The organism is Bradyrhizobium sp. 141 (assembly GCF_023074055.1).
GTDB lineage: Bacteria > Pseudomonadota > Alphaproteobacteria > Rhizobiales > Xanthobacteraceae > Bradyrhizobium.
In genome coordinates this window covers 632,602-656,331 of the sequence record NZ_JADPKR010000013.1, presented here as the reverse complement: position 1 = coordinate 656,331, position 23,730 = coordinate 632,602, and the positions used below count along the sequence as shown (strand labels likewise).

Here is a 23,730-nt window from a genome sequence, read left to right as displayed (position 1 = left end):
CGGATCCGGGCAATCGTCTCCACAATCAGCATCCCCCACCACCTGCTTTGTTACGAAGCAGGCAGCGCAACAGACCAATCTGTAGGGGGTCAATTTTGGACGCCGATCCCCCGGCTCAGGGGGTCAATATTGCAGGCCGAATGACAATCGAGGGCGTCACGCTCATCTGCACCGCAGGAATCTTGTTCGCCGGCGGGATGCGGACGACCGGGAGCATCAGCGATGACAAGCGGTCCGCATGGTTGGTCTTTGGATGCGGCACGGCAATCTCCGTGATGCTGGTCGCGTCGCACTGGCTCGGTTGGTGAGGGGTTAGCGCGTCTCGCTACGTCACCACCGTGCCGCCCCTTAAAACGTAGGAGAATTTGATGTCGATATTCAGCAACTTTTCGCTCCAGAACGTCAAGACGATCTACGCGCGGACTTACGAACACCTGGCATCGGCGCCACTCATCATCACGTTTCAATGCGACGATACGCTTGATGGTGGTTGGTCTGAAATCAGCATCCACACTGACAACAAAGAGCTTTCGTTGGCGCTGGCAGCGGCGATCAATGGCGCGGTGGAGGCCGTCAAGGCCAAGCAGTTGGAAGCGGAGGCGGCGTGATGACCAGCTTCTACGAAACCTCATTCGAGGTCGGCCGCAAGACCGTTCTTGTGTTCGCCGAATACACCCTGACCGGCGGCTGCCCGGCTCACATGGGCTCGATGAACTATCCCGGCCACCCTGCCGAACCGGCAGAGCTTGAGTTCGTCAAGGTCGAGATCAACACCAAAGACGCGGACCACAAGACCGCGAAAGCCGAGAACTTCTTCCCGGCGCCTGATTGGCTCGTGACGATCCTGCACGAGGACGACGACATTTACCAAGAGATTTGCAGCGGCCACGAAGACGATGGCTACGACGATTATTACGAGCTGGAACGGGACTGACCAGGTACTCGGTCCCATCGCCTCACGGAAACTGCCGCCGCATTTTTTGAGGAAAGACTATGACGTTTCGGATTGGACAGAAGGTCGTATGTGTGGATGTTGGACCGTTTCCGTATCGGAACGGAAAAAGACCAGCGTCTGACGTGCTTACTTTAGGCGCCATTTACACCATCCGCTGGGTAGGTGAACCGCCATACGAATTTGATCGCCTCGTCGGCATCACAGTGCGGCTTGAAGAGATTGTGCGGCCACCAAACGAAAATGGCATGTGGCCAGACTATCCGTTCGCGGCCTATCGCTTCCGCCCTGCCGTCGAGCGCAAGACCGACATCTCCGTCTTTACCGAGATCCTGCGCAAGGCCAGCAAGCCTGCGAGGGGTCCGGTGGTTGCCTCTCCGCAATAGGTATCCCATGCCCCGCGAGCCCAAACCCACCTTTGACCCCTGCTATGTCCGCGACCTTTCCGAGAAGGTCTATCGGATTCGCCTTGAGCAGGAGTGCTCCGGCAACGTCGAGCGCATGATCGCGAAGGACGAGGACGACGGCCAGAAGCTCCGCAATCGCGCCGGTCAATATGATTCGCTCACCCGCGCCTATCTCGACGTGCTGGGGTTCAAGCCATGAACTTCCAAGAGATCGAGCGGCGCATCGTCGATTACTTCGAGACGGCCGGCTGCGACGTCGAGCAGGAAGGCTTGGAGTGGTTCCTGAGCCTTTACGACGAAGGCCCGGCTATTTCGCTGACCGCACTCGCGGTGGCTCTCCAACAGGATCGCACCCCATGATCGCGACATTCCTTGGCGCCGGAATCGGCATCGTCAGTTCAAACTACCTCTACCAGCTCATCAGCGACCATCCAGATTGGGCGGCTGCAAGCGAGCGATCGTTCTTCCAGATCATCGCGCTTGTCGTTGTCGGCCTAGCGCTCAGCATCCGGAGCATCAACACATGACCGGCACGGATCAATCGTCCTCCGCTGCCACTACCGCCCCCCTCGATGAGACGCGCTTTGAAGCAGCGATGGAAGCATATTGGGCTGCTACTGGCGGCACGGAGGGCGGGCTGAGAGCCGCAATCGCGGCCTACATCGTGGGTCTTGCCCAAGCTGTGCCGAACCTGTCGGCGACGACTATTTCCTACTCCTACCGAACCGTAACCATTGAGTGCGGCTCTCTGGAGCATCGCGACGACATTTATGATTGGCTAATGGAGCACGCCGCTCAACCGCCGGCCGCTCCGGTTGAGCCAGAGTGCTCCTATTGCCACGGGAAGCACACGCGAGAGGAATGCAAGAACCTGCCGGCCCAGAGCTGTTCTGCCGGCACCACCGATGCCGGTTGCGGCGCGGCCGTTATAACGCCGTGGGCGGTCGAGGGTTCTTCACGCGACTGGTTTGGAGACCTTAACGAGCGCATCGGCAAGGGCCTGAATGCTCCGCTGGAGCCGTCAGCCGACAATGGCGATCAACGTACTGAGGACGGAGGAAGCCTCGTTGATCGTCTCCGGGGCCGCGCGGCCTATCTGCGCAACATCGGCGAGGTGAAATCTCCAGAACTGATGGAGAAGGCTGCAAACGCCCTCAAACCGTCAGCGCGATGCGCGTGTGTTGATCCATACGAAAACTGCGAGTTTCCGGATTGCCCCCAAGGCGAGGACCATGCTGAGACGCCGGCGAGAGCGGCGACTCCGGATGGAGTAGAAAATCTCAGGGCCATCCTCAACGACCAGCCATACCTCAACAGCGCCCTTTCCGTTCACGAGATCAAGGTCATCCTCGCGAATGAAGGCGGCTTCATGCCGGACGAAGCCGTGCTCTGGTTTCGAACAGCGCGCGGTAACATGGGTTCACCACTTTCTTCGCAGACGTGCGCCACCACCCCCTCAAATGGAGCCGACCATGGCTGATGACGATCTGATCGAAATCCGCGTTCCGATGATCGTGACCGCAGACGGCTATTGGGCGGCCATGGGGTCGCACCGTTCGGCCGCTGACAAAGACCCCGACTGGTCCGGCATTGACGAGATGTGCGACTACGACAATCCGACCGTCAATCCGCAGCGTTATTGGATCACGGCGTATGTTCGGCGCCCGAAAGTCGGCGAAGTGCCTGGCGCAGCGGTTCGCGACTGCCCCCAGGAGAGCGCCAGTGAGTGATCACGCACTAAAGGCCATTTCAGTTGCAGATAAGGTTGTTTCGTTGGCGGAGGACGGTCTTCGCGGCATTGATCGGACGATTGCGGCATGGCCAGCCGAATTTCGCGCAATCATCTGGGATACAGTCGCTGATATAGCGTCCCGACGTGCCGCAGCGGCTCGCGGTGATGTGGGAGGAGTCAAAGAGCCATGAAGATGCTAACCCTCGCTCAGGCGGCGGCCGAGCTTGGTGTGTCCAAGCGTTGGTTTCAGTATTGGCTTTCCGAGAACCCGGTGGATAGCTCCGGGCTGCCGTTCTATCTTCCAATCGGAAGGAATAAACGTTTTGATGTCGCCGACATCGGACGCGTCAAAGCAGCAATTCGCGAGGGGGAACGATGCCGCTTAAGCTCTATCGGCGTAAAGGGATCTACTATTGCCGCGGAACAATTGGCCCGACTGGTAAGCGACGTCGTTATAACGTCTCGCTTCACACCACGGACAAAGACATCGCGGCGCGCCAGGTTGCCGAAATCGAGTCCGGACACTGGAAAGGTCATTTCGATGGACCCGAGGCAATCCTGACGTTCGCCCGCGCGGCGCAGATCTACCGGGCCGCCGGCAAATCAACCACGTTTCTAGAGCCGATTGAAAAGTACCTAGGCGCGACGCTGGTCAAGGACATCACCGAGGGATCGGTTCAACTGATGGCGAAAGACCTCTACCCGAACGTCGGCAACGCCAGCCTCAATCGGCTGGTGATCGTGCCTACGATCGCCGTCATCAACCACGCGGCCCGCTCGAAGCTCTGCTCCCGGCTGACGGTCGAGCGCTACGAGGAAGACGCCAAGGTCAAGGAGCCGGCGACCCTAGAATGGGTGACGAAGTTCCGAGCGGCGGCCAAGCCTCATCTCGGCGCCATGGTCCTGTTCATGTACCTAACCGGCGCCCGGCCCGGCGAGGCTATCGCAGTGCAATGGAGCGACATCGATTTGGAGAAGCGCACCGTCCTGATCCGGGAGACCAAGCTGAGCAAGGAGCGTGTTGCGCACCTGCCGGCCGCCCTGGTCGTCGCGCTCGCCAACCTGAAGAAGGTCGAGGGCCGCGGGGTGTTCATCTACGGCCGCCTGAGCTCGCTCAAGGACGCCTGGAAGACCGCCTGCAAGAAGGCCGGCATCAAGCTCCTGACGCCGCATTGCTGCCGCCACGGCTTCGCTACGGGCCTCCTGCGGCGCGGGGTGGATGTGGTGACGGTCGCGTGGCTGGGCGGCTGGGCCGACGCCGGCCAGGTGCTGAAGACCTACGGGCACGCGATCAAGAACCCGAAATTGACGGATTTGCTGACTGGGCCCGAGCTGCCGCACTACGCTGAAAATGATGCACAGAGTGTGCAGTCACAACCGGCAAAGGAAGAAAATAAAGTCACTGCAACGGCTTAGACGAATTAGCGCGATCCTTGGGCAGGAAAGCACGAAACCATCGCATCATGGGGGTAGGCTACCGGTTGGAAATGGCCCGGCCCAAGGGGCCGTCATGAAACTGTCATAGACCATTTTCGATCCGCGTGCGTGTCATCTCACGCCCGCGGAGCCGGATCATCCACCGGATTATCGCACCAATGGAATTGGTGCGATATCAACTACTTAGAGTGATCTCCGGAAGTAATGCGCGATTTCACCGATGACGCCGCGGCGGAAGGTGAGCACGCAGACCACGAAGATCGAGCCCTGGATCACGGTCACCCACTGGCCGAAACCCGCCAGATATTGCTGCATGGCGATGATCACGAAAGCGCCGACCACGGGACCGAAGATGGTGCCGAGGCCGCCGACCAGCGTCATCAGCACGACCTCGCCCGACATCGACCAATGCACATCGGTGAGCGAGGCGTTCTGCGCCACGAACACCTTCAGCGCACCGGCAAAACCGGCCAGCGTGCCTGACAGCACGAAGGCCAGGAACTTATACTGGTCGGTCCGGTAGCCGAGCGAGATCGCGCGCGGCTCGTTCTCGCGGATTGCCTTCAGCACCTCGCCGAACGGCGAGTTGATGATGCGGAAGATCAGCAGGAAGCCGGCGAGAAACCCGACCAGCACGACGTAATAGAGCACCGTCGGCTTGGATAGATCGAAGATGCCGAACATGCGTCCCTGCGGGATGCCCTGGATGCCGTCCTCACCGTGGGTAAACGGGGCCTGGAGGTAGATGAAGTACAGCAGCTGCGACAGCGCCAGCGTGATCATCGAGAAATAGATGCCCTGGCGACGGATCGAAATAAAGCCGGTGATGATCGAGAGCACGAAAGCCGCGGCGATGCCGACGAGGATGCCGAGTTCGGGCGGCAGCGCCCACACTTTCAGCGCATGCGCGCTGCAATAGCCGGCGGTGCCCAGAAACATCGCGTGGCCGAACGACAACAGGCCGCCATAGCCGACCAGCAGATTGAAGGCGCAGGCAAGCAGCGCGAAGCACAGCGCCTGCATCACGAAGAACGGGTAGACTCCCGTGAATGGCACCGACGCCAGCAGCAGCGCCATCACCGCGAACGCGATCAGCTCGTCGCGCATCGCGCGAGGGGTCACCGACAGCGTGTCGTCCGTCAGGGTTGTCATATCAGGCCGCCCTTCCCGTCAATCCCGTTGGCTTCACCAAGAGCACCAGCACCATCAGCACGAACACGACGGTGTTGGAGGCCTCGGGGTAGAAATACTTGGTCAGACCCTCGATCACGCCGAGCGCGAAGCCGGTGATGATGGAGCCCATGATCGATCCCATGCCGCCGATCACGACCACCGCGAACACGACGATGATGAGATCCGCGCCCATCAGCGGCCGCACCTGGTTGATCGGCGCAGAGAGCACGCCCGCGAGCGCCGCAAGGCCGACGCCGAGGCCGTAAGTGAGCGTGATCATGCGCGGCACGTTGATGCCGAAGGCGCGCACCAGCGTCGGATTTTCGGTGGCGGCGCGCAGGTAAGCGCCGAGCTGCGTCTTCTCGATCAGGAACCAGGTGGCGAGACACACCACCAGCGAGAACACGACCACCCAGCCGCGATAGACGGGTAAGAACATGAAGCCGAGATTCATGCCGCCCTTGAGCTGGTCCGGAATGGCGTAAGGCAGGCCGGAGGAGCCGAAATAGTTCTGGAACACGCCCTGCACGATCAGCGCGATGCCGAAGGTCAGGAGCAGGCCGTAGAGGTGATCGAGCCCGGTCAGCCATTGCAGCATGGTCCGTTCCAGGATCATGCCGAAGATGCCGACGATGATGGGCGCCAGCAACAGCGCCCACCAGTAGTTGATGCCGCCGAGGTTGAGGAGGAAATAGGCGACGAAGGCGCCCATCATGTAGACCGCGCCATGGGCGAAATTGATGATGTTGAGCATGCCGAAGATCACGGCAAGCCCGAGACTGAGCAGCGCGTAGAACGAGCCGTTGATCAGTCCCACCAGTAACTGTGCGTAGAGAGCCTGCATCGGGATTAGCTTCCGCCACCAAAATGAAAGCCCGCCGGCGGCACGACCGCGCGGCGGGCCACGAGAGTTACTTCTTCACCAGCGGACAGGCGCTCTCGGAGAGCGGCCGGAACGCCTGGTCCGCGGGGACGGTGCCCACCAGCTTGTAGTAGTCCCACGGCCCCTTCGACTCCGAGGGCTTCTTGACCTCGAACAGGTAGGCCGGGTGAATCTTGCGGCCATCGACCCGGATACTGCCCTGACCGAACAGCGGATCGTCGGTCGGCATCGACTTCATCTTCTCGACCGCCTTGGCGCCGTCATGCGGATTGCCGCCCATCGCCTCCAGCGCCTTGAAGTAATGGATCAGTCCCGAATAGACACCGGCCTGCACCATCGAAGGCATCGCCTTGTTCTTCATGCGCTCGGAAAAGCGCTTGGCGAAGGCGCGCGTTCCGTCGTTGAGATCCCAATAGAAGGTCTCGGTGAAATTGAGCCCTTGAGCCACGTTGAGGCCGAGCGAATGAACGTCGGTGATGAACAAGAGCAGTCCGGCAAGCTTCTGCCCGCCTGCAACGATGCCGAACTCGGCGGCCTGCTTGATCGAATTGGTGGTATCGCCGCCGGCATTCGCAAGTCCGACGATCTTCGCCTTCGATGCCTGCGCCTGCAAAAGGAACGAGGAGAAGTCCGAGGAATTGAGCGGGTGCTTGACGCTGCCGAGCACCTTGCCGCCCGCCTTTTGCACCACAGCCGTGGTGTCGCGCTCCAGCGCCGCGCCGAACGCATAGTCGGCCGTGAGGAAGTACCAGGTATCGCCGCCGGCCTTCACCAGCGCCTGACCGGTGCTGTTGGCCAGCATGTAGGTGTCATAGACCCAATGGACGGTGTTCGGCGAACATTGGGCGTTCGTCAGATCCGAGGTCGCCGCACCCGTGTCGATCAGGATCGAATTCTTCTCCTTGACGACATTGTTGACCGCGAGTGCGACACCGGAGTTCAGCACGTCCATGAAGATGTCGACCTTTTCGACGTCGATCCATTGGCGCGCGATGGTGGTGGCGATATCGGGCTTGTTCTGATGGTCGGCGGAGATCAAGTCTATCTTCCAGCCCTTGGCGGCAAGCCCGGAATCCTCGATCGCCATCTGAGCGGCCAGCGTGGAGCCCGCACCACCGAGGTCGGAATAAAGACCGGAATTATCGGTCAGCACGCCGATCTTGACGGTCTTGTCCTGTGCCGACGCGCCGCTCGCGACGAATCCCAACGCCACGCCGAGAAGAAGTGCAGAAAAACGCTGTTTCATAATTCCCTCCGGGAAATCCACTATTGAATGCGTCGAGGCGTCAGACGCCGAGATAGGTATGCAACTTGTCCATGTTCGCGGACAGTTCCGAATTCGCAAAACCGTCGATCACCTTACCGTGCTCGACGATGTAATAGCGGTCGGCCACGGTCGATGCGAACCGGAAGTTCTGCTCGACCAGGAGGATGGTGAAACCCTCCTTCTTGAGCCGCGCGATGGTGTGGCCGATCTGCTGAATGATGACGGGCGCAAGGCCCTCGGTCGGCTCGTCCAGCATCAGGAAGCTCGCACCGGTGCGCAGGATGCGCGCGATCGCCAGCATCTGCTGCTCGCCGCCCGACAGCTTGGTGCCCTGGCTGTTGAGCCGCTCCTTCAGGTTCGGGAACAGATCGAAGATCTGATCGAGCGGCAGCCCGCCTTCGCGGACCACCGGCGGCAGCATCAGATTCTCCCGCACGTCGAGGCTGGAGAATATCCCCCGCTCTTCCGGGCAGAACGCGATACCCATGCGCGCGATCTTGTCGGAGGTCGAGCGGATGATGTCCTGGTTGTTGAACTTCACCGAGCCGGTACGCTTGCCGATGATGCCCATGATCGACTTCAGCGTGGTCGTCTTGCCGGCGCCGTTGCGCCCGAGCAGGGTGACGACCTCGCCCGCGTTCACGTCGAAATTGATCCCGTGCAGGATGTGAGACTCGCCGTACCAGGCCTCTAAGTTGCGGACCTGAAGGATGTTTCCCCCGGTCGCAGCCTTGGCCGGAGCCTCGGCAATCGCAGTGTCAGGCATGACCGGCTCCCAGATAGGCTTCCTTGACGCGCTCGTCCTTGGTGAGCTCGCTGTAATGGCCTTGCGCGAGCACCTGCCCGCGCGTCAGCACGGTGATGATGTCGGAGAGGTTGGCCACGACGCTCAGATTATGCTCGACCATCAGGATGGTATATTTCGCGGAGATACGCTTGATCAGCGCCGCGATCTTGTCGATGTCCTCGTGGCCCATGCCGGCCATCGGTTCGTCCAGCAGCATCATCTCCGGGTCGAGCGCTAGCGTGGTTGCGATCTCCAGTGCACGCTTGCGCCCATAGGGCATCTCGACCGCAGGCGTGTTGGCAAACTCGTTGAGGCCGACATCGTTCAACAATTCGCGCGCGCGATCGTTGAAGCGGTTGAGCACCGACTTGGAGCGCCAGAAATCGAACGAAGAGCCGTGCTGGCGCTGAAGCGCGACACGGACGTTCTCCAGCGCGGTGAGATGCGGAAACACCGCAGAAATCTGGAACGAACGAACAAGCCCCAGGCGCGCCACGTCGGCCGGCGCCATCGAGGTGATGTCCTGCCCCTTGTAAAGGATTTTTCCGGCAGACGGCTTGAGGAACTTGGTCAGAAGATTGAAGCAGGTCGTTTTGCCGGCCCCGTTCGGGCCGATTAACGCATGAATGCTGCCACGGCGAACCTTGAGCGCAACGTCGCGGACGGCGAAGAAGCCCGCGAACTCCTTGGTCAAGCCTTCCGTTTCGAGAATAAACTCATCGGCCAAACAGATTTCCCCCTGCCCGCGCGGCGCGCGTGGCTATCCTTGTTGCTTCGGCTTTCCGGGAGGCCTTGGAGCCTATCCTTAGAGCCCATCCGGAACGCCGCCTCCGAGCGCGGAATATGCCGGAGGTGACGGGGGTTAGGCAAGGCGGAAAGCTGAGCAGATCAGGCCTCCGGCTGGGATACAAATGCTCCCTTAGTCGGAGACGTTTTGATGTCGTGCCTGCCCCGGCCTCCCGGTTCGCGAAAGCACCGGTCATCAAGCCGTCGTTAACGGTCTTTCGTCGGGCGCGCCAGTCTTCATAGAAAATTTTCCCGCAAGCTGGATCATGCGCGGGTTTTGACGTTCCGGGAATATTGTCTTGGATTTCGCAAGCGCCGCTCCTTCCGTCGTCAAGTCGATCAGGCAACGTGATCTCCTGAACACGTGGCTGCGACTTTACGCGCGTCAGCAGATCGCGCCGGCGGTCTGGGAGTATCAGCCTGCGCGGCTCGAGGAAGAGCTGTCCGATCTCATCTATTACACGGTGGACGCTGCGACGCCGGCGCCGCGCCTCACCATCCAGAGCGAAAACACGCGCATCTCGCGCGCCTATGGACATACCGGCAAGGGTGTTCTGCTCGACGATTATCTCGGGCCGCGACTCGCACCGTTCGTGGTGCCGATTTATCACGAATGCGTGGCGCGTGGGCTGCCCGTCTACAGCGTTGCCGATGTCGACGACATCTACGGGCGCATCGTCGCTTATGAACGGCTGCTGCTGCCTTTCCAGACCGACGGCACGGTCTGTCACGTCATCGCCTCGGTCAAGACCTTCTGCGAGGACGGCGGCTTCGAGATCAAGAACCTGATGCGCGGAAATGACGCGCTGCCGCGTCCGAAGCTGCGCGCCGTGATCGACCGCGAGCTCTTCCATCGCGCGCCTGGCCGCATCGCGACGGCCGAATTGGTCGAGTTCGCGGACCAGCCCGGCATCACCACCGAGATCATCGAGCTGAACTAAGCATGATCCGGACCCGGCGGGCCGCGCTCGCGCAAAGTGCGCCGCGGTTTTCCCTCGCGACACACGCGGAACGCGTTTGCGCGGAGATCATGCTCAAACAACAAGCCAAAGCGCGATGACAATCTCATCGCGCTTTGGCCTCAGCGCGATTTGGCGCCGACTTCCTTGGCATAAATATCCGGCTTGAAGCCGACCAGCAGCTTGCCACCGATTTCCAGCACCGGCCGCTTGATCATCGATGGTTGCGCTAGCATCAGCGCCAGCGCCTTCTTCTCGCTCAAGCCTTCCTTGTCGGAATCGGGGAGCTTCTTGAACGTCGTCCCGGCGCGATTGAGCAGCGTCTCCCAACCGACCTTGTCGCTCCACTGCTTGAGCTTGTCCTTTTCCACGCCCGCCGCCTTGTAGTCATGAAATGCGTAAGGCACGCCATTGGTGTCGAGCCAGGCACGCGCCTTCTTCATGGTGTCGCAGTTCTTGATGCCGTAGATGATGTTGGGCAAGACGTTCCTCGCGCATGGCATATCGTGATGTGCGTGGCGTTGTACGAAACTCCGGTTCGCGCGACAATATTGCGAACGACGCCAACTCGCCGAACGGACATCCCATGCACGTCACTCATGATCCCGCAGCCGCCGCCACGCCCACCATCGACTTCAACAGCTTCCTCGCGGTCGATATCCGCGTCGGGACCATCGTCGATGCCAAGCCGTTCCCCGAGGCGCGCAAGCCGGCCTTTCGGCTCTGGATCGACTTCGGACCCGCAATCGGTGTGCGCAAGAGCTCGGCCCAGATCACGGAAAATCATCCGCTCGAGAAATTGATGGGGCAACAGGTCGCGGCCGTCGTCAACTTCCCGCCGCGCCAGATCGGACCTGTTATCTCGGAGGTGCTGACGCTCGGTTTCCCCGATGCCGACGGCAAGGTCGTGCTGGTGCAGCCGAGCAAGCCGGTGCCGAACGGCGGACGGCTGTTCTAGCCGCGCGATCGAGGGCCACAGCGGCGCCTCGGTCGGGCATTCGCGAGGCCTCATCCTCCTCTTTCCCAGTCCCGGCCGGTCCGGACTTGACCAAACTCGTCTGCGGCAATAAAAATGACTGACTGATCGTTTTTTATTTTGATCGCCTTTCCTCGGCCTCGGGCGTCGCCAACGGCAAAACGATCATCCTGTCAGTTATTTAGGAACGGCCAATGCCCAAGATCAGCGATAAGCAACGCGAAGGCCGGCGGCAGCAGATCCTCGAAGCGGCCCTCGCCTGCTTCTCCGAAGACGGTTTTCACCAGACCGGCATGGCCGACATCGTGAAGCGGTCCGGACTGAGCCATGGCGCGGTCTATCTCTACTTCCAAAGCAAGGACGACCTGATCGAGGCGCTCGCCGACGACCGGCATCGCCGCGAAGCCGTGCTCAATTCGGTCGCGCAAGGATCCGGCGATCCGATCGAAGGACTTCACGCCCTGATCCGCGTCTACGCGCAATGGCTGACCGACCCCGCCGGCGAAGCCCGCCGCCGTGTCGGCATCCATGGCTGGGCCGAAGCCCTGCGCAACCGCCGCGTCCGCACCAGCGTCGTCGAAGGCATCGACATGCCGCGCGCTCTGATCGTCGCGCTGGTCGAGCGCGCCCAGCACGACGGCCTCGTCAGGCGCGACCTCGGTGCGGAAGCGATCGCGCGCGTGCTGATCGCGATCTTCCAGGGTTTTGTGCTGCAAAAATGCTGGGGCGATGAATTCGACGTCGAGGCCTGCATGACGGCCGTGGCTGGTGTGATCGACGGCTTCCGCACGACCAGACCCGATACCAAGCGGCGAACCAGGACGTAGGCGATGTCTGGGATCCACGACCTCCTTGCTGGCGCCGGCGTCGGCCTGGTCAGCGGATTGACATCGGGCTTCATGGGAACGAGCCCGGGTGGCGGGCTCGTGATCTTTGGCGTGCTGCTGCTCGGCGCGGAGCAGCACGTCGCGCAGGGAACGTCGCTGATCACCCAGCTCCCGCCGACGGGCCTCGCGGGCGCGCGCCGCTACTGGCAGAGCGGCAATCGCAGCCCCTTGCCGTGGATCGTCTGGATCGGCATCGGCTTTCTCGTCGGCGGTGCCGGCGGCGGTTACGCCGCGGCAGCGGTTTCCGATCAAGTTTTGCAATGGACTTATGTCGCCTATCTCGTCGGGCTGATCGCCCTGCTGATCCTGCGCCGCGATCGCAAGGACGGCATCCACGAGGCCGGCGACCAGGACCAACTGCCCTGGCTACCCCTGCTCCTCATCGGCCTGCTTGCCGGATTTTCCTCCGGCTTCATGGGCATCGGCGGGGGCCTGGCGATCACGGTCGGCCTTGCTGCGGGCCTGCGCGTGCCGCAGCATCAGGCACAGCTCGTCAGCCTCGTCTTCTCGATCATCCCAACCAACCTTCCAGCGGCCTGGATCTACTGGAGCAAGGGCCTGATGGTCGGCTGGCCGGCGATCATCGGCATTCTTGCCGGTCTCTGGATTGGCACCGATCTCGGCGCGCGCGTGGCCAATGGCGTCAGCAAGTCTGTGCTGCGCCGGGTCATGATCGCCTTCATCTCGCTGATGGCGCTCTACATGACCCACAAGGCGCTGACCTGATCTTACGGCCGCGGCGGAATGTTCAGCCCGCGCTGCACCGCCGGACGCGCAAGCCCGCGTTCGAGCCAGGCACCGACCGATTTGAACTGGGTGAATTCGACGAGATCACCGGCGCCGTAGAAGCCGATAAGATTGCGCACCCAGCCGAGCATGGAGATGTCGGCAATGGTGTAGTCGTCATCCATGAACCATTGCCGACCGGCCAGATGCGTCTCCATCACGCCGAGCAGGCGCTTGGCTTCGGCGACGTAGCGATCACGGGGCCGCTTGTCCTCAAAATCCTTGCCGGCGAATTTGTGGAAGAAGCCGACTTGGCCGAACATCGGCCCGACGCCGCCCATCTGGAAGTGCAGCCACTGAAGCGTCTGGTAGCGGCGCGCGGCTTCCTCCGGCAGGAGCTCACCGGTCTTCTCAGCGAGGTATTGCAGGATCGCTCCGGACTCGAACAGCGGCAGCGGCCTGCCACCGGGGCCGTTGGGATCGAGGATCGCCGGGATCTTGCCGTTCGGATTGAGCGAGAGGAACTCCGCTGTCTTCTGGTCGTCCTTGCCGAAATCGACGAGATGGACCTCGTAGGGCAGTCCGATCTCCTCCAGCATGATCGAGACCTTGACGCCGTTCGGCGTCGGCAGCGAATAGAGCTGCAGCAACTCCGGATGCTTGGCCGGCCAGCGCTTGGTGATGGGAAAGGTGGAGAGATCGGACATCGGGACCTTTGGTGCATGAACTGAGGCGCACCTAATCTAGGCGACGCGCGAAATGGCGCAAGTCACGATCCGTCCTCACGATCCGTCGGCAATGCCGCGCCTACGGAGGAAGTGTCGCCATCACCACAATCGGGGTCATTGCCTCATGCTGCAGCCGATACTCGATGAACCGTTGGCCCGAGATCAATAGCAGGGCCGTAAAGGCGACTGCGAGCATCGCGGTCGCCCATTGGCAAACGTCGTACATAGTGTTTGTCCCTCAGCATCCGTTGCATAAACGTCAGCTCAAACGCCATGTTCCGAGCTCGCAAAAATATTGCTACTTTTTCCCGGCTCACACGACAAAGCCATCACACTGTTCCGTCAGCTCGCTCAGGGACCATCGGTCGTTCCGAGCGTTGTCGCTGGATGAACATTGAGAAGCGCGCCCTGCTCGACCACGCTGAACGGTGTCGCCGCGTCGCCGAAGATCTCGCGCATGGTGAAGCCGCACGACGCTTGCAGTCGATGGCCGAGGCGTACGAGGAGAGAGCGGCAAGTCTGGACGACGATGGGGTCTGCCATCGTTGTCGCGGCCATACGGGAGACGGAAGCGATTGCGAGGGATAACAGGCTTCAGTAGTTGATCTCCATTCTCAGCCCTCGCGAATCGATCTCGTCACCGCCGACGCGCTGCGTGCTGTCGCGCGCTGCGACCGCGCAGGCGCAGGCATCGATGAGATCGTCGCGGCCGATGCCTGTGCCGTGGCGAAGCGTCAGCCAACGTTCGACCTTGGTGAAGCCTCGGTCTCTCAGCAGCTCAAGACGCTGCGTTCGACCGCGCGGCGACGACTTCGGTTCAAGCCGCATCCGGCCGGCGAGATTCCAGAAGATCAATTCCGGATGCGCTTCGCCGATCGTCGCTTGCCGCGTCGGCGTCATGGCATCGTCGACCTCCCTAAGCTTGTCTCTGATGTTCCAGAGCTGCGCCGATACGCCCCTGCCCTTGCCTTCGTGCTTCCAATAGTAGCGATTGGCGGCCGCCATGTCCGGGAACGTCCAGAGCTCACGGCGCGCACCGAGAAATACGGCGGGGCCGATCAATTCGCGCGCACGCAGATCGCAAAGGCGATAGCCGCTCGGGTTCAATCCGATCGGCATGTCGATCATCGCGCGCGCATGCGGCATCGCGAGCAGGCGCTTCAGGCCCGGCGAATAGTCGAAGCCGTGATCGCCGCGCTCGTCGATCCAGGCTGCGACCCAGCCGAAGCGAAATCCGTCGAGGCCGAGATAGTTAGGCACGTCGCGACGAACAGGATTCGCGGGTCAACCCCCGACGGCCTGATAAGCCAGGCGCTTGAACTCGAAGAAGAAGGGATTCCAGAAGCCCATGTAGCGCTGGGTCATCAGCACGCCGGCGGTATTGGCCTCGGGGCAGATCCACCAATGGGTTCCGGCAAGACCGCCCCACTGGAATTCACCGGTCGAAGTCGGGGGATCGAACGGCGCGGGCGCGAAGGTGACGGCCCCGCCGAGGCCAAAACCCTTGCCGGGGATCGGCCCGAGATTGGCGAAGCGGATGGTCTGCCCTGCGGGCAGCTGGTTCGTCATCATCAGCCGCAGCGTCTCCGGCTTCAGCAGCGCATCCGACGCCGGCAACATTGCCCGCACCAGCGCGAGCATGTCCGGCAGGGTCGAGACCAGACCGCCGCCGCCCGAGAGCCGCGGGAACGGCCGCCGATAGGCTTGCGGAAAAGGAAGATTGTCCGCGCGCGTGAGGCCCGGCTTCATCGGGTCGAGCACATCAGCGCCATTGTAGAGCGCAACCAGCCTGCCGTGCTGCGCGTCCGGAACGTGGAAGCCGGTGTCCGTCATACCGAGCGGATCGAAGATGCGCGCTTTCAGGAAGGCATCGAGAGACTTGCCCGAGACGACCTCCACGACGCGGCCGAGCACGTCGGTTGCCACCGAATATTCCCAGGACGTGCCCGGGTGATAGGACAGCGGCAGATCGGCGAGCCTGTCGATCAGGTCGGTGAGCGGCGTCAGCGGATTGAGCACGCGCGCTTCGTTATAGCCTTTGAACAGCACCGTGCCAGGATCGAAGATGCCGTAGCTGAGACCGGAGGTGTGGGTCAGAAGCTGGCGGATCGTGATCGAGCCCTTGGCCGGCTCGACATCGGCAAGGCTCGAAGCGCCCTGCTTCAGCACCTTGCGATTGCCGAGCTGCGGCAGGAATGTCTCGACGGCGTCATCGAGCCCGATACGGCCTTCCTCGACCACCAGCATGATCGCACAGGTGACGAAGATCTTGGTGTTGGAGAACGCGCGGAAGATATGGTCGGGGCGCAGCGCAGTGTTCGCCTCGCGGTCGGCAAAGCCGACGCATTGCTGGTCGACCACCTCGCGCCCGCGCAGCACGGCCCAGGAAGCGCCCGGAATGATCTCCTGATCGACGTAGCGCTGCATTGCCGTCCGTGCGGCGGAAAATTCTGGTGTCCTGGCGTCCATGTGCCTCCCCCCAAATTGGTTAGGAATGATATAGCGCGAATTCGCCGGACATGAAGCCTGTGGCTCAGCTCATTCCTGCTTCATCAGCGCGGTGACGTGCAGGCGACGCCGGATGCGCATTCCCTGCCGCTGGTAGAGCGCGATGGCGGACGTGTTGTGGGAAAACACGTGCAGGAACGGAATTTCGCCGCGCCCCTCGATCCGGCGCGCGACCGTCGCGAGCAGTGCCTGCGCATAACCGCGGCCGCGATGATCCGGATGGACACAGACGGCCGTCATCTCGACGAACTTTCCCGGCTTCATTCGTTCGCCCGTCATTGCGACCAGTTCGCCGCCGGCGCGGATGCCGAGGAACGTGCCGAGCTCATGCGTACGCAGCGCGAATGGACCCGGCTTGGTCAGCTCCGTCAGCGCCACCATGGCGGGAACGTCGGCAGCCCCCAGCGTGACGATCTCGGCATCGCGAAACGGACTGTCGGCGGGCGAGCCGATCATCTGCTCGCCGGTCTCGGCCAGCACGACCTTGAAACCGGCGGGAACTTCGACCGGCTCCGGCGTGAACAGCGCGGCGACCTGCGAGCCCGACATGAGATCGCCGAGCGCCGCAAAGCTTGCCGGGGACATGTCCATCATGTCGGCAAAGGGCGTCATGTCCACGGGATAGCGCAGCGCGCGCGGGCCGCCCTCCGCCAGGTGCCTCTGGCTGGTTGTCAGCGCGCTCCAGATCGGACGATCCAGCAGCGCCACATCGCTGTCGGACACCGGCCTAATCCTTGTCGAAGCTGACGATGACAGCGGCATTGGCGATAAGGATGGGATCGTTGGCCGCTTCCGTGGCCGAGGGAATCTCCAGCCCGCCCTTGACCGCGTTGACGGTCACGGTGCCGTAAGGAAGCTCCTTTGCAACCGCGGCCTTGTCGACGGCTTCGGGATTGGGCACCGCGATCGTGACATCGACGAACATGTCGTTCGCCGTTTTGCCGATCATCCGGAAGAATCCGAGGCTCGAATGCCGGATGGCATCCGACACCGCCCGCTTCGCTGCCTTGGTGGCGTCCCTGCCGTGGACGTCGACGCCCATGCCCATCTCGGTGATACAGCGAACGCGAGTCATTTCATATTCCTGTGGTTGGTTGAGTGATTAGAGTGTCGGCGATCGGGACGCGCAACACAAGTATAGCCACTCCCCTCGTGTCCCCGACGCGCTGCAACGCTCTTGGCGTTGCTGCGCGGAGCCGGGACCCAGAAGGCCGCGGAGCTCGCTGATGCATGGGCCCCGGCTCTGCAGCGCACCGCCGAAGAGGCGCTGCGCAGCGTCCGGGGCACGAGGCTGAGTCTTCACGCCTTGGCCTTCTCATGCGCCCGCAGTTCGTCGACCAGCACCCGCACATTCTCCGAATAATCGATCGGGATCACGACGAGATGCACGCCGCCCTCCTTGAAAGCCGTATCGAGCGTCGGGCCGAAGCTGTCGATGCTCGCGATGCGATGCCCCTTGGCGCCATAGGCCTTCGCATAGAGGACAAAGTCTGGATTTCCAAAGGTCATGCCGTAATCGGCAAAATGATCGACGGCCTGCTTCCAGCGGATCATGCCGTAGGCGTTGTCCTCCAGCACCAGCACGACAAGGTTGAGCTTGAGGCGGACGGCGGTCTCCATCTCCTGGCTGTTCATCATGAAGCCGCCGTCGCCGGCGACCGCGAGCACGCGGCGGTCGGGATAGAGCATCGCGGCCATCATCGCCGACGGCAGGCCGGCGCCCATGGTCGCCAACGCATTGTCGAGCAGCAGCGTGTTGGCGACGCGGGTGCGGTAGTTGCGCGCGAACCAGATCTTGTACATGCCGTTGTCGAGCGCAACGATACCGTTCTCGGGGATTACCTGCCTGATGTCGTGCACGATGCGTTGCGGCGTCGGCGGCCAGCGCGCCTCGGTGGCGCGGTCGGCGATATGATTGAGGATTTCTTCGCGTAGCGGCAGCAGCGCCGCAGCCTGCGGCAGCTTGCCCTCGAGCCGATCGGCGAGCAGCTCCAGGCTCGGGCCGACATCGCCGACCACCTCGGCGTCCGGAAAATAGACCTGCTCGACGCTGGCCGAGGTATAGCTGACGTGGATGACCTTCGGCCCGGACGGCCCCATGATGAAGGGCGGCTTCTCGATCGGGTCGTGACCGATCGCGACGATCAGGTCGGCGGCGTCGATGGCGTCGTGGACATAGTCGCGCTCGGACAGCGCGGCAGTGCCCATATAGAGATTGGTGCCGCCGGGGACGGTGCCCTTGCCCATTTGCGTCGTGAAGAACGGAATGCCGGTACGTCGCACGAAGCTTGCGATGCCGTGGGTCGATCGCGGCCGGCTGGTTGCCGCGCCCATCATCACCAGCGGGCACTTTGCGGCCAAAATCATCTCGGCCGCACGGTCGAGCGCGGCGCGATGGGCGACCGGGATCTCGATCGGATGGATCGGGATCACGGGAACGGCAGGCACCTCGTCGCCGGCGATGTCCTCGGGCAGCTCGAGATGCACCGGGCCGGGCCGCTCTTCCATCGCGACGCGAAAGGCATCGCGCACCACGGTGGGAATGCTGGAGGCGTTGATGATCTGCCGCGACAGCTTCGTCAGCGGCTTCATGGTCGCGACCACGTCCACGATCTGGAAGCGCGCCTGCCGGCTGCTCATGATCGGCTTTTGGCCGGTGATCAGGATCATCGGCATCGCGCCGAGGTGCGCATAGGCCGCGCCAGTTGACAGGTTGAGGGCACCGGGGCCGAGCGTCGACAGGCAAACGCCGGGCTTGCCGGTCAGCCGCCCATGGGTGGCGGCCATGAAGGCGGCGGCCTGCTCGTGGCGGGTCAGGACCAACTCAATTTTGGAGGTGCGCAGCGATTCCACCACGTCGAGATTCTCCTCGCCGGGGACGCCGAAGATGCGGTCGACACCCTCGTTCTCCAGCGCGGCGACAAACAGGTCCGATCCCTTTACATTGCGTTCCTGCCCGCTCATGTCGTCTCCGCTTGCTGTGCTGGCTCTCGAGTTCCGGGGAGCAGGCGCATGGTAGCGGTCCGCGGCTGCGGCACAACTCACAAAGAGCGGCACACGGAATCAACTTCGCCATTGCAGCGCGAGCCTACCGAGAGCGTCTTTCCGCGAGGCCGCCAGCAGGCATGTTGCAAGCCGCACGCGGTGTGCTATCGCTCCGGCCATGCCACCCAAGTCCTTCGAAACCCGCTGCCTGCGCCTGCCCGCCGTCACCAAGGTGGTGCAGTGGGAGGGCACGTCCGTGTTCAAGGTCGGCGGCAAGATGTTCGCGCTTGGCGGCGGCTTTGCTGCGCGCTCGGGCGGCTACATGTTCAAGGTCTCCAACATGGCCTATGCCATGTTGATCGAGCACGGCCTGGCGCGACCGGCGCCGTATCTGGCGCGCGCCAAATGGGTGCAGCTCGTTAGCAACGGCACCCTGTCGGACGCCGAGCTCACCACCTATCTCGCGCAGGCCCATGCGCTGATCGTGGCCAAGCTGACGCGGAAGACCCGCAAGGAACTTGGGCTCGTGTCGCCGGAGGCCGGCGCATAACCATTCCCACGTGCAGCGCATGGATCGCTCGCGGCGACATTGAGCTTTCATCCTTCCCCGATATACTGCCGGCCCAGGATTCGATTTGGGATGTCGGCGTGGCGATTGATCTGAAAGCGGTCGAGCAACTCGCTACCGATCAATCCTCGCTCAAGGCGGCGGCCGGCCTTGCCAAGCCCGCCAAATGGTCCGGCGTCGGCGCAAGCCAGGACGGCGCACTGATCTGGGGCGAATGCGCGGGCTCCGGCGCCAATCCCTATCGCGTGATGGCCGATTTGCGCGACCTCGGCAACAAGTGCACTTGCCCTTCGCGCAAATTCCCCTGCAAGCACGTGCTCGGACTGTTGTGGCTGAATGCGGAAGCGGTCGTGCCGTTCGTGCCAGCAGACACGCCGGCCTGGGTCAGTGATTGGCTGGGGCGCCGGCGGGGCACGTCCGCGGCAAAGCCTGCAAGCAGCGCGCCATCCACCGGCGAGAAGGATTTGCGTGCAGCCCGCGCCGGCGAGCCTGAGGTCGCGGAGGACCCGAAGGATGTGGCGCGGCGCGAGGCCCAGGCGGCCAAGCGCAGCGAGGACACCGAACGCGCCATTCTCGACGCGCTCGATGCGCTCGAGCAATGGATCGGCGATCAACTGCGCATGGGATTGGCCGGCTTCATCGACGATGCAACGGCGCGATGCCGGCGGATCGCGGCGCGGTTGGTCGATGGCAAGGCCGCGGTGCTCGCCGGCCGGATCGACGAACTGCCGTCCCGCCTGCTCGCGCTGGCCGCGGGCGATCGACCGCGCGGCGCCGTCGTCGAACTCGGCAAGCTGGTCCTGCTCGCGCGCGCCTTCCGCGCCACGCCGCGCGACGCCGAGATCAGGCGCGCCGTCGCCGCATCGGAAACGCGTGAGGTTGTGCTAGCGGACCCGCAGGCGCTGCGGGTCGATGCGCGCTGGGAGGTGCTGGCCGAGCAGGTCCAAACACGCCGCGACGGACTGGTGTCGCAGACCACCTGGCTGCTCAATCTCGCCGCGACCGGTCCGCGCTTTGCGATGCTGCTCGACTTCTTCCCGGCAAGCGCCGGACGGCGCGGCTCGGTCTTCACGCCCGGCGAGAGATTCCAAGCCGAGCTCGTTTTCTATCCATCGCAGCAGCCGCTGCGTGCCTTGCTGATGCGGCGCGATGCGAGCGGGGAGACATCTGCGCTGGAATGGCCAGCTCCAGACACAGCGCTCAGCGACGCACTGACGCGTCCCTTGCTCGCGGAGCCCTGGGTGATCGAGACTCCGCTGCTGCTGCCGCAGGGGCGGATCGCGCGCGACGATGCCGGGCAGACGTGGTGGCGATCAGACGACGGCATGGCGACGCTGCCGGTCGCCTCCGAAGTCGATGGTCTGCTTTGCGGCACCGAGCTCACCCGCGCAGCCGCAATCTGGTCGGGCAACCGGCTCACGGTCCTGGCCGCACAGTCCCCTTGGGGGCGGATCGGCAGCCATGAGTGACGCGATCACGGCCGAGACGATCTACGAAGCGATGGGTGCGGTGCTTACCCGCTGGACCATGGGCTCGGCGGCCGCGCCCGCAGCCTCGTTCTGGCGCACCGAGCTTGGCGACGATCCGGCCGAAGCCGAGTTGCGGCTGCTTGCACTTGCGGGCCAGTTCCTCAGCACTGCCGTGACAACGGAGCCGGCCGCGGCGCTCCGAGTCCTGCCCGACATTCCCGCGCTCGCGCTGCCGACCGTGCCCGAGACCCTGCGCCCGCTCGTGCGGCGCATCCTGGCCACCAGGAAGCAGGTCAAGGTCAAGAGCGACCTCATCCACTTCCTCGCAGCGCGCGGCTGGACGACGCATCCCGCCGATTGGATGCCCGAAGCCGATGACGATGATGCGCCCGACGTCTACGCAAACTGGCGCGACTGGGCGGCGATCGCAGGGTCCAACAGCGCGTCACGGCGGCAGACGGACGACCGCCTCACCGCTGAGAATTGGGACGATTACTGGCCGGCGGCGCGCAAAGCGGCGTTGATCGAGCTCAGGCGCCGCGATCCATCCGCGGCGCGCGCGGTGCTGGAGACAAGACTTGCGGGCGAGAACGCCGATATGCGATGGCGCCTGTTGTCGCTGCTGTCGGAACGGCTCTCCGATGACGATCTCAGCATCCTCGAAACCATCGCGGCGAACGATCGCGCTCCCAGGGTCAAGGCGCTTGCGACCTCGCTGCTCGCTCGTCTCGGCCGTGGTTCTGCCGCCGGCGAAGACACAGCAGAGCTCGCGGGATTTTTCGCGGTGAAGACCAAGGGGCTATTGCGCCGCTCGCGCGTGGTCCAGGCCGAACCACTCAAGACACAGGCGCAATCGCTGCGCCGAAAGGCGCTGTTCGATGGCGCCGACCTCACCTCGTTTGCCGACGCGCTCGGCCTTGCGCCGCAGGAGCTGATCGCCGCGTGGGACTGGAACGCGGACCGGGCCGCCGATGCGGCGCTGGTCGATCTGATCGTGGCGACCGGAACCGATGCGCAGGTCACGCAAGCGGCCGACGCCGTCAACGAACGCGATGCGCCCGGTCTCATCATATCGCTAGCTGAACGGCTGGCGCCTGCCGAGCGGGCAAGGCACGCCGAGGCGGCCTTGAACGCACGCGACATCCGTTTCGAGCTGGCGCAGCTGATCGCGGGAACGGCAGCGCGACTACGGGATCCGCTGTCCGCGCCGGCAGGCAAGGCGCTGCTTGCGGCGCTCCAGGGCGACGATGCAAAGCCCTCCGACCAGGCAGAAGAACTTCATGCGCTGGGCCTGATCGTCTCGCGCGAGGGAGCGCGAGGCGCGCTCGAACGTCTGGCCGGCGCGGGACTGCTGCAAGGCGACCCGCGCCTCGACATGCTGCGGCTCAACGCCGCATTGGACGACAAGGGAGCGAAACCATGAGCGACAAACTGCGCCTGCCAGCCGAAGAGAGCTATGCGGCGGAGCTGAAAGCGCTGGCCGCGGGCGATCAGCCTCGCCCGCCGGGCTGGGCGCTCACGCCGCGGCAGGTCGTGACTTATCTCATGGGCGGCAAGGCGACCGACGGCACGGTGATCACACCGAAATATGTCGGCGACCGGCGACTGATCGAGACCGCCGTCGCAACGCTTGCGACCGATCGCGCATTGTTGCTGCTGGGCGTGCCCGGCACGGCCAAATCCTGGGTCTCCGAGCATCTTGCCGCCGGCATCACCGGCGATTCCACGCTTGTGATTCAATGCACCGCGGGGACTGACGAGAACCAGATCCGCTACGGCTGGAACTATGCGCAATTGCTCGCGCACGGACCGCGCCGCGAAGCTCTGGTCGCCACTCCGCTGATGCGCGCGATGGAGAACGGCAAGCTCTGCCGCTTCGAGGAGCTGACGCGAATGGGCAGCGACGTGCAGGACACGCTGATCACCGTGCTGTCCGAAAAGATGATGCCGATCCCCGAGCTCAACACCGCCGTCTACGCCCAGCGCGGCTTCAACATCATCGCGACCGCCAACAACCGCGACAAGGGCGTCAACGAACTGTCCTCCGCACTCAAGCGCCGCTTCAACGTCGTCGTGCTGCCCCTGCCCGACAGCGCCGAGGAGGAAGTGGCGATCATCGTCAAGCGCGTCGGCGAGATGGCGCAAAACCTCGACCTGCCGGCGCCGAAGAACGTCGCCGACGAGGTGGCGCGCGTGGTCTCGATCTTCCGCGAACTGCGCTCGGGCTCGACCGAGGACGGCAAGGTCGCGTTGAAGTCCCCCTCGGGCGGACTGTCGACGGCCGAAGCGATCGCGGTGATGATCGGCGGCATCAGCCAGGCGACCTTCTTCAACGACGGCAAGCTGACGCCGGAAACGCTCGCCAGCAACATGATCGGCGCGGTCGTGAAGGATCCGGTGCAGGACACGGCCGTGCTCGGCGAATATCTCGAGACCGTGCTGAAGAAGCGGCGCGGCTTCGAAGGCTATTATGCTTCGCTGACCGACTTGATCTGACAGA

The 23,730-nt window shown here is 63.2% G+C and carries 29 protein-coding genes; 17 read left to right on the top strand and 12 right to left on the bottom strand.

What is annotated here, in order from left to right; all coding sequences use genetic code 11:
* Positions 1–368 precede the first annotated feature (368 nt).
* From IVA81_RS05345 to IVA81_RS05305, 9 genes are all read left to right on the top strand, one after another.
* On the top strand, positions 369–608 hold the full coding sequence (locus tag IVA81_RS05345; protein ID WP_247313287.1) for a hypothetical protein: 240 nt from the start codon (positions 369–371) through the stop codon (positions 606–608).
* Positions 608–934, top strand: coding sequence for a hypothetical protein (locus IVA81_RS05340; RefSeq protein ID WP_247313284.1), 327 nt, complete (start codon positions 608–610; stop codon positions 932–934). Before IVA81_RS05345 ends, IVA81_RS05340 begins: the two co-directional genes overlap by 1 nt.
* A 266-nt stretch (positions 935–1,200) precedes the next feature.
* Positions 1,201–1,338, top strand: a complete 138-nt coding sequence (locus tag IVA81_RS05335; protein ID WP_247313281.1) for a hypothetical protein — start codon at positions 1,201–1,203, stop codon at positions 1,336–1,338.
* Positions 1,339–1,345: 7 nt separating this feature from the next.
* A complete protein-coding gene (locus tag IVA81_RS05330; protein WP_247313279.1) occupies positions 1,346–1,558 on the top strand; it encodes a hypothetical protein in 213 nt (70 codons plus the stop codon).
* Positions 1,555–1,719, top strand: a complete 165-nt coding sequence (locus IVA81_RS05325; RefSeq protein WP_247313276.1) for a hypothetical protein — start codon at positions 1,555–1,557, stop codon at positions 1,717–1,719. Before IVA81_RS05330 ends, IVA81_RS05325 begins: the two co-directional genes overlap by 4 nt.
* Positions 1,716–1,886 (top strand): hypothetical protein, encoded by a 171-nt coding sequence (locus IVA81_RS05320; RefSeq protein ID WP_247313273.1) that lies wholly within the window; start codon positions 1,716–1,718, stop codon positions 1,884–1,886. The genes IVA81_RS05325 and IVA81_RS05320 overlap by 4 nt, the downstream gene beginning before the upstream one ends.
* Positions 1,883–2,839: a hypothetical protein gene (locus tag IVA81_RS05315; protein WP_247313270.1), complete on the top strand. Its 957-nt coding sequence runs from the start codon at positions 1,883–1,885 to the stop codon at positions 2,837–2,839. The genes IVA81_RS05320 and IVA81_RS05315 overlap by 4 nt, the downstream gene beginning before the upstream one ends.
* Entirely contained in the window at positions 2,832–3,089 is a 258-nt protein-coding gene (locus IVA81_RS05310; protein ID WP_247313268.1) for a hypothetical protein, read from the top strand. The genes IVA81_RS05315 and IVA81_RS05310 overlap by 8 nt, the downstream gene beginning before the upstream one ends.
* Before the next feature lie 377 nt (positions 3,090–3,466).
* Complete coding sequence (locus IVA81_RS05305) at positions 3,467–4,507, top strand: site-specific integrase (RefSeq protein WP_247313265.1); 1,041 nt, start codon at positions 3,467–3,469, stop codon at positions 4,505–4,507.
* Between the two features lie 204 nt (positions 4,508–4,711).
* Here IVA81_RS05305 and IVA81_RS05300 read toward each other — a convergent pair whose 3' ends face one another.
* From IVA81_RS05300 to IVA81_RS05280, 5 genes are all read right to left on the bottom strand, one after another.
* Positions 4,712–5,680, bottom strand: coding sequence for a branched-chain amino acid ABC transporter permease (locus IVA81_RS05300; protein WP_247313262.1), 969 nt, complete (start codon positions 5,678–5,680; stop codon positions 4,712–4,714).
* 1 nt (position 5,681) lies between these two features.
* Positions 5,682–6,545 (bottom strand): branched-chain amino acid ABC transporter permease, encoded by an 864-nt coding sequence (locus IVA81_RS05295; protein ID WP_246920001.1) that lies wholly within the window; start codon positions 6,543–6,545, stop codon positions 5,682–5,684.
* A 67-nt stretch (positions 6,546–6,612) separates the two neighbouring features.
* Positions 6,613–7,830 carry an ABC transporter substrate-binding protein gene (locus IVA81_RS05290; RefSeq protein ID WP_247313260.1) on the bottom strand — a complete coding sequence of 406 codons (1,218 nt, stop codon included), beginning with the start codon at positions 7,828–7,830 and terminating at the stop codon, positions 6,613–6,615.
* A 40-nt stretch (positions 7,831–7,870) separates the two neighbouring features.
* Positions 7,871–8,617 carry an ABC transporter ATP-binding protein gene (locus IVA81_RS05285; RefSeq protein ID WP_247313257.1) on the bottom strand — a complete coding sequence of 249 codons (747 nt, stop codon included), beginning with the start codon at positions 8,615–8,617 and terminating at the stop codon, positions 7,871–7,873.
* On the bottom strand, positions 8,610–9,365 hold the full coding sequence (locus tag IVA81_RS05280; protein WP_247313254.1) for an ABC transporter ATP-binding protein: 756 nt from the start codon (positions 9,363–9,365) through the stop codon (positions 8,610–8,612). The genes IVA81_RS05285 and IVA81_RS05280 overlap by 8 nt, the downstream gene beginning before the upstream one ends.
* Positions 9,366–9,723: 358 nt before the next feature.
* Between IVA81_RS05280 and IVA81_RS05275 the strand changes: the two genes are divergently transcribed.
* Entirely contained in the window at positions 9,724–10,365 is a 642-nt protein-coding gene (locus tag IVA81_RS05275; RefSeq protein ID WP_247313251.1) for a hypothetical protein, read from the top strand.
* A 140-nt stretch (positions 10,366–10,505) separates the two neighbouring features.
* Here the strand turns inward: IVA81_RS05275 and IVA81_RS05270 are convergent, their stop codons facing one another.
* Positions 10,506–10,865 carry an ArsC family reductase gene (locus IVA81_RS05270; RefSeq protein WP_247313248.1) on the bottom strand — a complete coding sequence of 120 codons (360 nt, stop codon included), beginning with the start codon at positions 10,863–10,865 and terminating at the stop codon, positions 10,506–10,508.
* A 104-nt stretch (positions 10,866–10,969) separates the two neighbouring features.
* Between IVA81_RS05270 and IVA81_RS05265 the strand changes: the two genes are divergently transcribed.
* The 3 genes from IVA81_RS05265 (at position 10,970) to IVA81_RS05255 (ending at position 12,972) form a co-directional block, all read left to right on the top strand.
* The gene (locus tag IVA81_RS05265; protein WP_247313245.1) at positions 10,970–11,341 is read left to right on the top strand and encodes a tRNA-binding protein; all 372 of its coding nucleotides are present in this window, start codon (positions 10,970–10,972) and stop codon (positions 11,339–11,341) included.
* Positions 11,342–11,553: 212 nt separating this feature from the next.
* Positions 11,554–12,186: a TetR/AcrR family transcriptional regulator gene (locus IVA81_RS05260; RefSeq protein WP_247313242.1), complete on the top strand. Its 633-nt coding sequence runs from the start codon at positions 11,554–11,556 to the stop codon at positions 12,184–12,186.
* 3 nt (positions 12,187–12,189) lie between these two features.
* Positions 12,190–12,972, top strand: a complete 783-nt coding sequence (locus IVA81_RS05255) for a sulfite exporter TauE/SafE family protein (RefSeq protein ID WP_247313237.1) — start codon at positions 12,190–12,192, stop codon at positions 12,970–12,972.
* A gap of 2 nt (positions 12,973–12,974) precedes the next feature.
* Here IVA81_RS05255 and IVA81_RS05250 read toward each other — a convergent pair whose 3' ends face one another.
* From IVA81_RS05250 to IVA81_RS05225, 6 genes are all read right to left on the bottom strand, one after another.
* The gene (locus IVA81_RS05250) at positions 12,975–13,679 is read right to left on the bottom strand and encodes a glutathione S-transferase N-terminal domain-containing protein (RefSeq protein WP_247313236.1); all 705 of its coding nucleotides are present in this window, start codon (positions 13,677–13,679) and stop codon (positions 12,975–12,977) included.
* A gap of 615 nt (positions 13,680–14,294) precedes the next feature.
* Complete coding sequence (locus IVA81_RS05245) at positions 14,295–14,960, bottom strand: DUF429 domain-containing protein (RefSeq protein ID WP_247313231.1); 666 nt, start codon at positions 14,958–14,960, stop codon at positions 14,295–14,297.
* Positions 14,961–14,984: 24 nt separating this feature from the next.
* Positions 14,985–16,169 carry a serine hydrolase domain-containing protein gene (locus IVA81_RS05240; RefSeq protein WP_247313230.1) on the bottom strand — a complete coding sequence of 395 codons (1,185 nt, stop codon included), beginning with the start codon at positions 16,167–16,169 and terminating at the stop codon, positions 14,985–14,987.
* Positions 16,170–16,238: 69 nt separating this feature from the next.
* Positions 16,239–16,931, bottom strand: a complete 693-nt coding sequence (locus IVA81_RS05235; RefSeq protein WP_247313228.1) for a GNAT family N-acetyltransferase — start codon at positions 16,929–16,931, stop codon at positions 16,239–16,241.
* 4 nt (positions 16,932–16,935) lie between these two features.
* Positions 16,936–17,283, bottom strand: coding sequence for a Lin0512 family protein (locus tag IVA81_RS05230; protein WP_247313226.1), 348 nt, complete (start codon positions 17,281–17,283; stop codon positions 16,936–16,938).
* A 224-nt stretch (positions 17,284–17,507) separates the two neighbouring features.
* Positions 17,508–19,172: an acetolactate synthase large subunit gene (locus IVA81_RS05225; protein WP_247313224.1), complete on the bottom strand. Its 1,665-nt coding sequence runs from the start codon at positions 19,170–19,172 to the stop codon at positions 17,508–17,510.
* A gap of 199 nt (positions 19,173–19,371) precedes the next feature.
* On the opposite strand from IVA81_RS05225, the gene IVA81_RS05220 reads away from it, so the two are divergent.
* From IVA81_RS05220 to IVA81_RS05205, 4 genes are all read left to right on the top strand, one after another.
* On the top strand, positions 19,372–19,743 hold the full coding sequence (locus IVA81_RS05220; RefSeq protein ID WP_247313219.1) for an MmcQ/YjbR family DNA-binding protein: 372 nt from the start codon (positions 19,372–19,374) through the stop codon (positions 19,741–19,743).
* A gap of 98 nt (positions 19,744–19,841) precedes the next feature.
* Positions 19,842–21,230, top strand: coding sequence for an SWIM zinc finger family protein (locus IVA81_RS05215; RefSeq protein ID WP_247313214.1), 1,389 nt, complete (start codon positions 19,842–19,844; stop codon positions 21,228–21,230).
* A complete protein-coding gene (locus IVA81_RS05210) occupies positions 21,223–22,653 on the top strand; it encodes a DUF5691 domain-containing protein (RefSeq protein ID WP_247313211.1) in 1,431 nt (476 codons plus the stop codon). Before IVA81_RS05215 ends, IVA81_RS05210 begins: the two co-directional genes overlap by 8 nt.
* Positions 22,650–23,726, top strand: coding sequence for an AAA family ATPase (locus IVA81_RS05205; RefSeq protein ID WP_247313208.1), 1,077 nt, complete (start codon positions 22,650–22,652; stop codon positions 23,724–23,726). Before IVA81_RS05210 ends, IVA81_RS05205 begins: the two co-directional genes overlap by 4 nt.
* Positions 23,727–23,730: the final 4 nt, after the last annotated feature.

Coding starts and splice junctions, on each gene's coding strand:
- IVA81_RS05345 (WP_247313287.1), top strand. CDS start 369: ATGTCGATATTCAGCAACTTTTCGCTCCAGAACGTCAAGACGATCTAC.
- IVA81_RS05340 (WP_247313284.1), top strand. CDS start 608: ATGACCAGCTTCTACGAAACCTCATTCGAGGTCGGCCGCAAGACCGTT.
- IVA81_RS05335 (WP_247313281.1), top strand. CDS start 1,201: ATGTGGCCAGACTATCCGTTCGCGGCCTATCGCTTCCGCCCTGCCGTC.
- IVA81_RS05330 (WP_247313279.1), top strand. CDS start 1,346: ATGCCCCGCGAGCCCAAACCCACCTTTGACCCCTGCTATGTCCGCGAC.
- IVA81_RS05325 (WP_247313276.1), top strand. CDS start 1,555: ATGAACTTCCAAGAGATCGAGCGGCGCATCGTCGATTACTTCGAGACG.
- IVA81_RS05320 (WP_247313273.1), top strand. CDS start 1,716: ATGATCGCGACATTCCTTGGCGCCGGAATCGGCATCGTCAGTTCAAAC.
- IVA81_RS05315 (WP_247313270.1), top strand. CDS start 1,883: ATGACCGGCACGGATCAATCGTCCTCCGCTGCCACTACCGCCCCCCTC.
- IVA81_RS05310 (WP_247313268.1), top strand. CDS start 2,832: ATGGCTGATGACGATCTGATCGAAATCCGCGTTCCGATGATCGTGACC.
- IVA81_RS05305 (WP_247313265.1), top strand. CDS start 3,467: ATGCCGCTTAAGCTCTATCGGCGTAAAGGGATCTACTATTGCCGCGGA.
- IVA81_RS05300 (WP_247313262.1), bottom strand. CDS start 5,680: ATGACAACCCTGACGGACGACACGCTGTCGGTGACCCCTCGCGCGATG.
- IVA81_RS05295 (WP_246920001.1), bottom strand. CDS start 6,545: ATGCAGGCTCTCTACGCACAGTTACTGGTGGGACTGATCAACGGCTCG.
- IVA81_RS05290 (WP_247313260.1), bottom strand. CDS start 7,830: ATGAAACAGCGTTTTTCTGCACTTCTTCTCGGCGTGGCGTTGGGATTC.
- IVA81_RS05285 (WP_247313257.1), bottom strand. CDS start 8,617: ATGCCTGACACTGCGATTGCCGAGGCTCCGGCCAAGGCTGCGACCGGG.
- IVA81_RS05265 (WP_247313245.1), top strand. CDS start 10,970: ATGCACGTCACTCATGATCCCGCAGCCGCCGCCACGCCCACCATCGAC.
- IVA81_RS05260 (WP_247313242.1), top strand. CDS start 11,554: ATGCCCAAGATCAGCGATAAGCAACGCGAAGGCCGGCGGCAGCAGATC.
- IVA81_RS05255 (WP_247313237.1), top strand. CDS start 12,190: ATGTCTGGGATCCACGACCTCCTTGCTGGCGCCGGCGTCGGCCTGGTC.
- IVA81_RS05250 (WP_247313236.1), bottom strand. CDS start 13,679: ATGTCCGATCTCTCCACCTTTCCCATCACCAAGCGCTGGCCGGCCAAG.
- IVA81_RS05240 (WP_247313230.1), bottom strand. CDS start 16,169: ATGGACGCCAGGACACCAGAATTTTCCGCCGCACGGACGGCAATGCAG.
- IVA81_RS05230 (WP_247313226.1), bottom strand. CDS start 17,283: ATGACTCGCGTTCGCTGTATCACCGAGATGGGCATGGGCGTCGACGTC.
- IVA81_RS05225 (WP_247313224.1), bottom strand. CDS start 19,172: ATGAGCGGGCAGGAACGCAATGTAAAGGGATCGGACCTGTTTGTCGCC.
- IVA81_RS05220 (WP_247313219.1), top strand. CDS start 19,372: ATGCCACCCAAGTCCTTCGAAACCCGCTGCCTGCGCCTGCCCGCCGTC.
- IVA81_RS05210 (WP_247313211.1), top strand. CDS start 21,223: ATGAGTGACGCGATCACGGCCGAGACGATCTACGAAGCGATGGGTGCG.
- IVA81_RS05205 (WP_247313208.1), top strand. CDS start 22,650: ATGAGCGACAAACTGCGCCTGCCAGCCGAAGAGAGCTATGCGGCGGAG.